General features: G+C 59.2%; 6 protein-coding genes, 2 tRNA genes and 1 pseudogene. 4 read left to right on the top strand and 5 right to left on the bottom strand.

Features of this window, described 5'->3' with window-relative positions; genetic code table 11:
- Positions 1-3: 3 nt before the first annotated feature.
- Positions 4-1,839: an O-linked N-acetylglucosamine transferase, SPINDLY family protein gene (locus tag H8S56_RS17905; protein ID WP_187519364.1), complete on the top strand. Its 1,836-nt coding sequence runs from the start codon at positions 4-6 to the stop codon at positions 1,837-1,839.
- A gap of 135 nt (positions 1,840-1,974) precedes the next feature.
- On the opposite strand, the gene H8S56_RS17900 is transcribed toward H8S56_RS17905, so the two are convergent.
- Genes H8S56_RS17900 through H8S56_RS17890 form a run of 3 tightly spaced genes read right to left on the bottom strand, consistent with a single transcriptional unit; the run spans position 1,975 to position 6,360 of the window.
- Positions 1,975-3,303, bottom strand: a complete 1,329-nt coding sequence (locus H8S56_RS17900; protein ID WP_024685716.1) for a TolC family outer membrane protein — start codon at positions 3,301-3,303, stop codon at positions 1,975-1,977.
- On the bottom strand, positions 3,300-4,631 hold the full coding sequence (locus H8S56_RS17895; RefSeq protein ID WP_187519363.1) for an HlyD family type I secretion periplasmic adaptor subunit: 1,332 nt from the start codon (positions 4,629-4,631) through the stop codon (positions 3,300-3,302). The genes H8S56_RS17900 and H8S56_RS17895 overlap by 4 nt, the downstream gene beginning before the upstream one ends.
- A 7-nt stretch (positions 4,632-4,638) precedes the next feature.
- Positions 4,639-6,360 (bottom strand): type I secretion system permease/ATPase, encoded by a 1,722-nt coding sequence (locus H8S56_RS17890; RefSeq protein WP_024685714.1) that lies wholly within the window; start codon positions 6,358-6,360, stop codon positions 4,639-4,641.
- 431 nt (positions 6,361-6,791) lie between these two features.
- Between H8S56_RS17890 and H8S56_RS17885 the strand changes: the two genes are divergently transcribed.
- Both H8S56_RS17885 and H8S56_RS17880 read left to right on the top strand, forming a co-directional pair.
- Positions 6,792-6,868, top strand: a tRNA-OTHER gene (locus H8S56_RS17885).
- Positions 6,869-6,947: transfer RNA gene (locus tag H8S56_RS17880), tRNA-OTHER, on the top strand.
- Between the two features lie 131 nt (positions 6,948-7,078).
- Here H8S56_RS17880 and H8S56_RS25010 read toward each other — a convergent pair.
- Positions 7,079-7,783 (bottom strand): methyl-accepting chemotaxis protein, encoded by a 705-nt coding sequence (locus H8S56_RS25010; protein ID WP_408003833.1) that lies wholly within the window; start codon positions 7,781-7,783, stop codon positions 7,079-7,081.
- Positions 7,784-7,981: 198 nt separating this feature from the next.
- Positions 7,982-8,866: pseudogene (locus H8S56_RS25005) on the bottom strand (methyl-accepting chemotaxis protein); the annotation flags it as partial.
- Positions 8,867-9,369: 503 nt separating this feature from the next.
- Between H8S56_RS25005 and H8S56_RS17870 the strand changes: the two are divergent.
- A complete protein-coding gene (locus H8S56_RS17870) occupies positions 9,370-11,250 on the top strand; it encodes a methyl-accepting chemotaxis protein (protein WP_187519361.1) in 1,881 nt (626 codons plus the stop codon).
- Positions 11,251-11,632 lie beyond the last annotated feature (382 nt).

Below are 11,632 nucleotides of genomic sequence, written 5' to 3'. Positions count from 1 at the left end.
CGAATGTCTACAGAGAATCTTGAGAGCCCCGATCTTGATGAGGTGCTGGCCATCGCCTTGCAGTTGTCCGAACAGGTGGCGTTGCAGCCCATGCAGTTGCTCTCGGCTGCCGATCGTCTCAATAGTGCCGGGCGGCTGGCGGACGTTGTCACGTTGTACCAGTGCTGGCTGAGCCACTGTCAGTCTTCGGTCAGCTACATCATCCAGTTCAATCTGGGCGCTACGTTGTCGCAACTGGGGTGTGTTGCCGAGGCCGAACGTGCCTTTCGCGCAGCCATCGCCCAAAGTCCCGAATTCGCTCAGGCCTGGTTCAATCTGGGCACCACGCTTGAGCGTCAGGGCAAGCCACAGGAGGCGTTGGCCACCTGGCAGTCGATGCTGGACGACAATCGTGTGGATGCGCAGCAGAGCCGCGAGTTGTATCTGATGGTTTGCAACAACCTGGGGCGTTTGCTGGAAGAAACCCGGCAATTGCAGGCCGCCGAGGCTATCCTGCGTACCAGCCTGGAGGTTGATCCGGTACAACCCAAGGTCATTCAACACTGGGTACATCTGCGCCAGAAACAATGCGTCTGGCCGGTATACGCGCCGCCTGCGGGGCTGACCCAGGGCGATCTGCTCAAGGCTTCCTCGCCACTGGCCTTGCTGGCCGGCAGCGATGACCCGGGCCTGCAAGCCGCCGCTGCGGCGCATTTTGTCAAGGAACGCGTCAACGTACGCGTACCGGCCCTTGCGCCCGCGCAAGGGTATGCACATCAGAAACTGCGTGTAGGTTTTCTGTCTTCGGATTTTTGCCTGCACGCGGTGTCGCTGCTGACGGTCGAGCTGTTCGAGCTGATCGACCGTGAGCGCTTCGATGTCTATGGCTTCTGCTGGAGTCGGGAAGATGGCTCACCGCTGCGGGCCCGTGTGGTGAAGGCGATGGACCATTTCGTGCGTATCGGCGGGATGGACGATGCAACGGCCGCTCAATGCATACGTGACCACGAGATCGATATCCTGATCGACCTGCACGGTTTGACGTCCGGGGCCCGCGCTAATATCCCGGCCTACCGGCCCGCGCCGGTGCAGATGACGTACCTGGGCTTTCCGGGCTCAACAGGCCTGCCTTGTATCGATTACGTCATTGCAGACCGTTATCTGATACCGGACAGCGTCATGCCCTACTACAGCGAAACGCCGCTGTACCTGGCGCAGATCTACCAGTGCAGCGACCGCCAACGCCCGGTTTCGGCCCTGCCGACGCGTGCGCAATGCGGTTTGCCGGAAGATCGCTTCGTATTCTGCTCGTTCAACAACAACTACAAGTTCAACGAAGAGGTCTTCGATTGCTGGATGCGCATCCTGCAGCGCACGCCGGACAGTGTGCTGTGGTTGCTGGCGGACAATCCGTGGGCGCAGAACAACCTGTGCGCGCGTGCGCAGCAACAGGGTGTCGATCCGGCCAGGTTGTTGTTCGCCCCGCGCGTGGCGCCGGCCGATTACCTGGCCCGCTACAGCGCTGCCGATCTGTTTCTGGACGCGTACCCCTTCAACGCGGGCACGACGGCCAATGACGCGCTGTGGATGGGGTTGCCGGTGCTCACGCGTTCCGGCCGCACCTTTGCCTCACGCATGGCCGGCAGCCTGCTGACCAGTCTGCAATTGCCTGAATTGATTACCACCACGCTGGAGGACTATGAGCAACGTGCCGTCGAACTGGCGACACAGCCGGGTCTGCTGCCGGGCCTGAAAAACCGCCTGCAGCACAACCGTGCGCAATCGCCACTGTTCGACACACCGCGTTTTGTCAGGGATTTCGAAGACGCGATCAGTCGCGTTGCGCTGAGGCCCCAATAGGCAATGCGTTATTGACAGGCAAGCCCTTCTCGCCCTTTGGGCCGCGCTGTCTTGCAGCGCAGTTCACTGGACGATGGGAGGCGGCTTGCTGGCGATCTGCCCGAAGCCGTCCGCAACACCGGTACAGGCGATGTATCAGAACAGGCTCTGCACTTTCTCCAGCTGGGTGCGGGTCATCTGGCCCGTGCGGGTGTGCAGGTTGACGTAGCTTTGCAGCATGGCCAGCTTGGTATCGAGCAGGTCGCGTTTGGCGGAATACAGACGCTGTTGGGCGTCTAGAATCTCGACCGTTGAACGCACTCCCGCCTGATAGCCTTTTTCGGCCGACGTCAATGCAACCTGGCTTGAGCGCACAGACGTCACCAATGCCTTGATCTTCTCGAAGCCTGCAACCACGCCCAGGTAGTTGGCTTCGACATCCTCGGTCAATTGCTGAAACTGCGCGTCGTAACTGGTGCGTGCGCTTTCCAGCGCTGCACGGGCCTTTTCCGAAGACGCGCTGACGCCGCCGCCCTGGTACAGCGGAATGTCGACCACCACGCCCACGTAGTAAGTGGACTGGCGCTGTGACTGTTCATTGATATCGCTCTGGTCGATGCGTGACAGGCGTCCACTCAGGGCAACGGTGGGGTAATGACCGGATTTCTGCAGCTTCAGGTTGGCCTCGGCAACTTTGATCGAGGCACGGCTCACGCCCAGTGTCGCGCCCGCTTCGTCGGCCTTGAGCATCCAGTAATCCAGGTCTTCCTCGGGCGCCAGCAAAGGCGTGGACGGGGATTTTTCCTGCATTTGGGGAATGTTGTTCACGGCCGTGCCGGAGCGCCCCGCCAGCTTGCGCAGGGCGGCCCGACGCCGTGCCTGCAGTTCGATTTCCTGAGCACGGGTCGTGTCCAGTCGCGCCTGGGCTTCTTCAAGGTCGGTAATGGTCCCTTCGCCCGCTTCGAACAATCGCTTGGATTGCTTGGCCAGACCCTCGATGGAGGCTTTCTGCTGGGTGGTCAGCTTCAGCTCGTTCTCCACCTGCGCGACGTCGAAATAGGCTTCTACCACGCGGTCGAACAGCCCTTGTCCTGCGCCTTCGTGCTGCGCTTCACCCAGCTTTGCGCGGGCCTTGGCCTGCTCGTAGGAGGCCCAGCGACCCTTGTCGAACAGCGGCTGGCTGACCGACAGCGCAACACTGTCGGCGGCAAACTGATCGTCCTGGCTGTTGGCCGAACTCTGCTTTTCGAACTGTCCGCCATGGCCGTACCGGGAGTTGATCGACACCTGTGGCAAGAGACCGGCACGGCCGATCGCGACTTCCTGGCGTGATGCCTGGTAGTCGTAATCAGTGACCTTGTAGGTCGCATCATTGAGGCGCGAGGCGTCATACAGCGCGACCAGCGACAGGGTTTGATCGTCGGCTGCCAGCAGCCAGCACGACCAGAACACAGAGAGCAAGGCGATAGGTGTGCGCACTGTCATTCTTCCTTGAAGGCGCCGGCCATACGTTCGGACACGGGCTGCATCAGGTAATTGGCGAGCGTGCGTTCGCCGGTCTTGACCAACACTTCAGCCTGCATGCCTGGTTTGATATCAAGGCCCATGTCGCGCAGCTTGATGATGTCTTTTGGACTGACCGAGACCTCGACCGAAAAGTACGGTGAGTTGGTGTGCTCATCGATCAGCTGGTCGGCCGACACCGTGGTCACCTGGCCGACGATGACGGGCGTATGCACCCGCTGCAGCGAGCCGAAGCGCAGGTCGACCGGCAGTCCGGGTTTAAGCCGGTCGGCCATCATCGGTGGAAACTGCGCCTTGACCACCCAACTGGAGCCTTGGGGAACGATGTCCATCAGGCGCTGGCCTGCCGGAGCGATCCCGCCGACCGTGTGCACCGCCAGGCCCATGACCTGACCGGCCACCGGCGCGACGACCGAAGCACTGTGCACCTCGAAATCGAACGCCTTGATCTGGTCCGTCAGGCTCGAGGTCTGGGCCGAAACCTGAGTCAGTTGCGACTCGGCTTCACTGCGAAAGATCTGACCCTGTTGCAACGCCTTGAGCTTGCTCTCGTTGATGGCCTGACGCGTGCGGCCAATGTCGGACAGCGTCGACGCCAGTTGGGCCCCTAACTGTGCCGCATTGCTTTCGGCCTCGAACAAGCGATTACGTGGCAGGTAGCCTTCGCGCGCCAGTTCTCTGAGCCCTTTGAGTTCCTGCTGCTGAAACTGAAATTGCGCCGCGTGATTACGCTTGATCTCTTCATATCCTGCCAGTTGCTGGGTCAGCGAGGTGATTTCGTGTTCGCTGATTTTCATCCGGCTGGCCAGTTCTGCGCGGCGCGTGGCGAACAGATAACCCTGCAGCTCCATGGCGGCGCGGGCACGCGGATCGCTGGCTTTTTCCAGCAATTGCGCTGACCACTGAATGCTGTCGCGGTCCAGGCGCTCGGCCATCAGGCGCTCTTCGACCGCTCGCGCGCTCAGCCATTGCCCCAGCGCGACGTCGAGCTGCGATTGGGTTTGAACAATATTGAGCTGTACCACGACCTGACCCTGTTGCACCTGATCGCCTTCACGCACCAGGATGCGATCAATCATGCCGCCAGTGCGCGACTGGACGGTTTTGCGCTCGCCGGAAACCACGACTGTTCCGGCACCGACTACGCCGCGGTCCAGTGGCGCCAGCCCGGCCCAGAGGAAAAAGCCGCCCAGCCCCAGGATCAGGCACCAGATGCCGATGCGGGCAATGCCTGCAGCATCCGCGTCCGGCGCGGGTACAGGGGTCATGTCGTTCTGGCTGGATTGCATTGACGCCTCAGGCTTCTTGATTGCTGGATTCTGCGGTTTTTTGCACGGGTGTCGGCACCAGTGTCCTGAGCACTTGGTCACGCGGGCCGAACAGGTGCTGCACGCCATCCCTGAGGAACAACAACTTGTCGACCACACCGAGAATATTCGGTCGGTGGGTAACCAGTACCACCGTGCAGCCGGCGGTCTTCAACTGACGCACGGCCTGGACCAGCGCCGCTTCGCCTGCCTCATCCAGATTGGAGTTGGGTTCATCCAGCACCACCAGCGGTGGCTGGCCATAAAGCGCACGCGCCAGGCCGATACGTTGTTTCTGGCCGCCTGACAGGCCCAGTCCACCGACGCCCAGCAGCGTGTCGTAACCTTTGGTGAAGTGCAGGATCATTTCGTGAATGCCCGCCAGTTGCGCGGCTTCAATGACCTTTGTCGAGTCCACGTCGCCAAACCGGGCGATGTTCTCGGCAATGGTGCCGTCGAACAGTTCGATGTCCTGCGGCAAGTAACCCAGATACGGGCCCAGTGCTTCGCGTGACCACTGGCTGATCTCGGCATTGTCCAGACGCACCGAGCCGTGGCTGGCGGGCCAGATGCCGACCATTGCCCGGGCCAGCGTGGATTTGCCTGACGCGCTGGGGCCGATCACTGCCAGCACTTCGCCTTTGGCCAGGGTAATCGTGACACCGTTGATCGCAGGGCGCTGCAGGCCAGGCGGTGTGACCACCAGCCTGTCGATGCTCAGCGCACCGGTGGGTGGCGGCAACGGCATGGGCGGCGCGGCTTTGGGAAATTCATTGAGCAGGCGATTGAGGCGCTGGTAACTGCTCTTGGTGTTGCCCATTTGCTTCCAGGAGCCAATCAGCGCTTCTGCCGGTGCCATGGCCCGACCCAGCAATACCGATACCGCAATCATCACACCGGCAGAAATCTGGTTCTCCATGACCAGGATCGCGCCCAGGCCCAAGGCCAGGGACTGCCAGGTCATGCGCACGAAGCGCGACATGGCCGCGATCCGCGAACTGCGGTCACTGGCTTCGCCCTGTTCGGTGATGACCCGCTGTTGCACATTGAACCAGCGGCGACGCAGAGGTGTGAGCATGCCCAACGCCTGAATGACTTCGGCGTTCTGCAAGGTGCTGTTGACGTAACTGGCAGACGACACCGACAGCCGATTGGCCTCACTCATGCTCTTGCGTGTGGTCAGTTCGTTCCAGACGCCCAGCCCCGCAAGGATCAACGAGCCGACGACGGTGAACACACCCAGCCAGGGGTGAAACAGAAAGGTGGCGATGATGTAGATCGGTAGCCACGGCGCATCGAACAGCGCAATCAGGCCTGGCCCGGTGACGAATTGACGGATGCTGTTGAGGTCGCTCAGCACCTGAGCCGGGTTGGAGTTGTGCTCGCGCAGGCTGCGTTGAAAGGCCGCGTCGAAGACCCGCTCGCCCAACTGGGCGTCCAGGCCTGCGCTCATCTTGATCATGACTTGGCCGCGTACCCACTCCAGCGCACAACTGAGCATGAAAAACCCGAGCAGAATCAGGCTCAGCATCAACAGCGTCGTTTCGTTGCGGCTGGTCAGGACGCGGTCAAAGACCTGCATCATGTAAATGGAAGGAACCAGCATCAGCAGGTTGATCACCCCGCTGAACAGTGCAAGCACTCCGAAAAGACGACGATAACGCAGCAAGGCTGCATCGATATCTCGCTTGGGATCAAGAAAAAGGCGCATAAAATCCAAGAGATAGAGTCGCGGTAGGAGAATGCCGGTCGTGCAGGTGTAAAGGCGCTGTGTACACCGGCCAGCGCGGGGCGGCCGATGCTAGCATTTTGCCGTTAACTAATGAATGCGCGCAGCCCGGTTCGCACACCTATTTCATCGGCTTGCGTGGCGCGTTCTTGAGTGGGTTTTTTACAGGGCCTGAAACGATCAAGCCCTTTTAAAACAGGGCTTGAAGAGGCATTGGATGATCGCTTGGCCCTGTGCATGGGCTAGATGCTGCAGGCGAGCACAGCATGGAATGTCAGATGCTCGACGGCTTTGCAGGTTTATCGTAAAACCTAGCAGTTGTGAGAGTACTCAATCCCTGATCAGACCTGCAGAATGAAGCCATCAGACGGTGGATCGGGTCAATGACCTGAACTACATCTGATGACTGTGATGTTCCGGATGGCTCAGGTGGCAGAGCGTTGTACTGGCAACAGTACAAAGGTGGCGGTTCGAGTCCGTCTCCGGGGCGGCCCTGGATAGCTCAATGGCTAGAGCAGCCGTGCTGGTAACAGCACGGAAGACGACGGATCGATCCCGTCACCAGGGTTCTTTTTCGGGTGCAAGTGATGCCTTGCGCGCCTGAACGTGTGCCAACACCGACAGGATGCCTCACATCATTGTCAGTCTGCCCAGGCAATCAAGCCCGGTTAACCCGGGCTTGATTGCTTTTTGCCGAACGTCAAATCTTGAAGTGGCTGACCATCGTTTGCAGCTGCCCGCCCAGGCGTGCCAGTTCGACGCTGGAGGCGGCGGTTTCTTCGCTGGCCGAGGCGGTCTGCTCGGACACATCACGGACGTTGATGATGCTGCGGCTGATCTCTTCGGCCACGGCGCTCTGCTCTTCCGCGGCGGCAGCGATCTGCTGGTTCATGGCCTGAATATTGGAAACCGTCTGAGTGATGCTGTTCAGGGAGGTGCCGGCCTTGCGGCTCAACTGCACACTGCTGACGGTCAGTTCGCGGCTGCTGAGCATGATGCTGGAGACCTGACGTGTACCGTTCTGCAAGGCCGCGACCAGGTTCTCGATCTCTTCGGTGGATTGCTGGGTGCGCTGCGCAAGGCCACGCACCTCGTCGGCGACCACGGCAAAACCACGGCCTGCTTCACCGGCGCGCGCAGCCTCGATGGCGGCATTGAGGGCCAGCAGGTTGGTTTGTTCGGCGACGGCCTTGATCACATCCATGACCTTGCCGATCTTGTCGCTTTCCTGCTCCAGCAGCGTCATGGCCTCGGAAGAACGTACGACTTCGGCCGCCAGTCGCTCGATCTGGCCGATGGCTTCGTTGACCACCGTGTCGCCGGCACGTGCTTCCTTGTCGGCGGTGGAAGCGGCTTCGGAGGCCTGTTCGGCGTTACGGGCAACTTCTGCCACGGTGGCCGACATTTCATGCATGGCGGTGGCCACCTGGTCGGTTTCGACCTTCTGGCTGTTGACGCCGGCACTGGTCTGTTCAGTCACGGCCGACAGCTCCTCGGCGGCGCTGGCGATTTGCACCACGCTGTCGCGAATACCGCCAATCAGCTCACGCAGTGTGGTTCCCATGCGCTGAATGCCCTGCTGCAGAACGCCCAGTTCGTCGCGGCGTGTCACCATCATGGTCTGCGACAGGTCGCCGGACGCGATCCGATCGACCACTGCCATGGTTTCCTGCAGCGGACGGGTGATCTGGCGCGTGATGATCACGGCGGCGATGATGCCCAGAATCATGGCCAGCAGTGTGCAGCCAATCTGCATGTTGCGCGCCTGAGCGCTTTCCTGATCGCGACGATCCAGCTGCAGTTGGTACATAGCCTCGCTGAGCTTGACGATGTCCTGACCCTGTACGGTCATTTCCTTACGCGCCTGGGCAATGTCGCCGCTGGACGTTTTGAACCCCTGAAGCGTGGTGCTATAGGCCTGCAGGGAGGTTTCCAGTTGCTTGAGGGCGTCGGCCTGGGTGCTGCCGAACGTGGCCTTGAGCGGCTGCAGATTCTTGAGCGCGTCATCGAGCTTGCGCGCAGCAGACTGCTCGTTTTCAGGTGTAATGTCGGTCAGGTAACCACGCACTTCATAGCGCGTCTGCATCAGGTCTTCCTTGGCGCGCACGATGAGCTGGTAGTACTCGAAACGGTTCGGATCGGTGGCGTCGAGCTTGCTTACGTCGGCCAGAATCCGGTCAAGCATTTCGGTCGCCTTGGTGGCGTTGACGCTCAATTCCTTGCGCAATGCAATGCTGGCCTTGTAGCCACTGCGCATGTTGTTCAGCGATTTCTGATAGTCCGCAATCACCACGCTCAGCTGATTGAGCATCTTTACGTTTTCGGGGCTCTTGAACGAGGTCAGCAGCTTTTCCTGATAGGCCTTGAAGCCATCCAGGGAAACCTGAACGGTTTCAGCCACCTTTTCATCACCGACGGCCACCATGTATTGCAGGCGTGTGACCCGTAACTTGGTCAACTGCGCATTGAGCGAGGTAATGTCGCTCATCCAGTTGCTGCGAGCGATCAGGCCGCTCATGCTGGTCCAGCCTGTCAGCGCAAGAATGGCCGTAAAAACAAGTACAAGACCGAAACCGAGGGCCAGTTTCATGTTAACGCTGATGTTTGCAAACCAGCTGTTCATTAGCATTCTCCAGAAGCATTATTCATCAATCAGGGCCTCAGGAGGGTGCATTTGATATAACCGCCAAGGCATGGGTTACAGACGCTATCGGCAGTGGTTTACCAAGCTGAAATAAAAAGACAGAGAAAATCAAAAAAAGGGCGGTGTGCTTTCATTCATTGCGGCCCCCCGTTATAAAGGGGCATCGAGAACATTGAATCGCAACTGCGCTGTGATAAGAAAACGGGCGTCAGAATGTCGTGCCTTTCAGGCGTCATGAACGCTGTTGTGGGGATGAACGGTATAAAGGGTCACCCCCATAAAGTTGGCGGCCTGGACAGTGACTCGCAAGTTTGCAACCCATCTATACACGTTAGAGATGCCTCGTCATGTCTTTGAAGTTCCGTCATAAAATTCTGCTGGCCGCATCAGGCGTTGTCGTATTGGCCTTTGCGCTGTTCACGCTTTACAACGATTATCTGCAACGAACGACGATTCACCAGAACCTCGAATCGTCCGTCGGGCAGGCGGGGCAGTTGACAGCCAGCAGCGTGCAGAACTGGTTGAGCGGGCGCATTCTGGTGCTGGAAAACCTGACCCAGGACGTGGCCTTCCAGGGTGTGGGCTCCGATCTGAGTGGACTCGTTTCCCAGCCATCGCTGGTCTCGACCTTTCAGTTCACGTATGTCGGTGACAGCAAAGGCACATTCACTCAGCGCCCCGATGTGCAGATGCCAGCCGGTTATGATCCTCGTCAGCGTCCCTGGTACAAGTCGACGGTCGACGCCGGCAAGACGATTCTGAGCGCGCCGTACCAGGCGTCGGTTGGCGGGCTGGTCGTGACCATTGCCAGTCCGGTCAAGAGCGGCGGCCAGGTGACCGGTGTCGTGGGGGGCGACCTCAGTCTCGATACGCTGGTGAAAATCATCAATTCGGTGGAGTTTGGCGGCATCGGCTACGCCTTTTTGGTGAGCGGCGACGGTCAGGTCATCGTCAGCCCTGAAAAAGACCAGGTCATGAAGAACCTGAAGGATATCTATCCTGGCCAGACGCTGAGCCTGGATGCACGCTTGCGCGAGGTCACGCTCAATGGCCAGCAACGTATCCTGTCGTTCACGCCGATCACCGGTTTGCCTTCGGCCGACTGGTACATTGGTCTGTCAATCGACAAGGACAAGGCCTATGCGCCACTGAGCCAGTTTCGCAGCTCTGCGATCGTGGCCGGCATCATTGCCGTGGTCGTGATCGCACTGCTGTTGAGCCTGTTGATTCGTGCGCTCATGAAGCCTCTGACCGATATGGGCCGCGCCATGCAGGACATCGCCCAAGGTGAAGGCGACCTGACGCGGCGCCTGACTATTCAGGGCCGGGATGAGTTCGCCGACCTGGGAAGCTCGTTCAACCAGTTCGTCGAGCGGGTGCACGCGTCCATCGTCGAAGTGTCATCCGCCACCCTTCAAGTGCATGACTTGTCGCAACGAGTGGTGCACTCCTCGAACTCTTCGATCATCGGCTTCGACGAGCAAAGCGCCCGAACCAACAGCGTCGCGGCTGCAATCAACGAACTGGGTGCCGCCACTCAGGAGATCGCCCGCAATGCCTCGGACGCCTCGACGCAGGCCAGTGAGGCACGCACCCAGGCCGAAAGCGGTCAGGTGGTGGTTGAGCAAACCATTCAGTCGATGAACACGCTGTCGACCAAAATCAGCGATTCGTGTGTCCAGATCGAGCAGCTCAACGCCAGCACCGGGAACATCGGTCAGATCCTCGACGTGATCAAGGGCATCTCGCAGCAGACCAACCTGCTGGCGCTCAATGCGGCCATTGAGGCAGCACGTGCCGGTGAAGCAGGTCGCGGGTTTGCCGTAGTGGCCGACGAGGTGCGCAACCTGGCTCATCGTACACAGGTGTCGGCTGACGAGATCCACAACATGATCGGCGAGCTGCAGTCGGGCTCTCAAAGCGCGGTTGTGAACATGAACGAGAGCCAGGCCTCAAGCCTGGGCAGCGTCGAGGTCGCCAATCAGGCAGGCAGCCGCTTGCGTGATGTGACCCGCCGCATCGGCGAAATCGATGGCATGAACCAGTCGGTCGCAGCCGCCACCGAAGAGCAGACCGCCGTGGTGGAAACACTGAATGTGGACATCAACCAGATCAACGCCCTCAATCAGCAGGGCGTGGCCAACCTCAATGAAACGCTCAAGGATTGTGCTGCGCTTTCACAGCAGGCCGGGCGTTTGAAACAGTTGGTGGCCAGCTTCAAGATCTGACGCGATCCTATAGAAACGGGTAACGACAAGGCCATCCGGGTGATGGCCTTTTTAATGTCTGGAATGATAAGGGTTTGGCTTTAAATAGAAGTTGTCTGATAACGTGATCTGTCCATGCGGTCGCGAATTTCTATTAAGGCTTAGTCACGTTATTACCGAAGGGTTCAGCATATTGTTACACCGTGTACATGCAGCGCGAAAAAATTAACGTTTAACTATTCGGGCTTTCGTCTTTATTCATTATTGTTCAAATAGCCAGATCATGTGTTTGCACGTGATACCAGCACTCGTTATAGGATCCAAGCCAGACGTTCGCCTTACTTTGAAACTCAAAGCACATCAATACCTGTGCAGCCACGTTCGTCGGAAAAAAGAGAATGAC

The sequence above is a fragment of the Pseudomonas triticifolii genome (assembly GCF_014358015.1).
Taxonomy (GTDB): Bacteria; Pseudomonadota; Gammaproteobacteria; order Pseudomonadales; family Pseudomonadaceae; genus Aquipseudomonas; species Aquipseudomonas triticifolii.
Note: the sequence above shows the minus strand (reverse complement) of the source record. Positions and strands in the feature narration are given on the sequence as shown.

What these genes read in the sequence shown, in the direction of transcription:
- H8S56_RS17890 (WP_024685714.1), bottom strand. Translation starts at nt 6,360, where the DNA reads ATGCGCCTTTTTCTTGATCCCAAGCGAGATATCGATGCAGCCTTGCTG.
- H8S56_RS17905 (WP_187519364.1), top strand. Translation starts at nt 4, where the DNA reads ATGTCTACAGAGAATCTTGAGAGCCCCGATCTTGATGAGGTGCTGGCC.
- H8S56_RS25010 (WP_408003833.1), bottom strand. Translation starts at nt 7,783, where the DNA reads ATGTCGGCCACCGTGGCAGAAGTTGCCCGTAACGCCGAACAGGCCTCC.
- H8S56_RS17895 (WP_187519363.1), bottom strand. Translation starts at nt 4,631, where the DNA reads ATGCAATCCAGCCAGAACGACATGACCCCTGTACCCGCGCCGGACGCG.
- H8S56_RS17900 (WP_024685716.1), bottom strand. Translation starts at nt 3,303, where the DNA reads ATGACAGTGCGCACACCTATCGCCTTGCTCTCTGTGTTCTGGTCGTGC.
- H8S56_RS17870 (WP_187519361.1), top strand. Translation starts at nt 9,370, where the DNA reads ATGTCTTTGAAGTTCCGTCATAAAATTCTGCTGGCCGCATCAGGCGTT.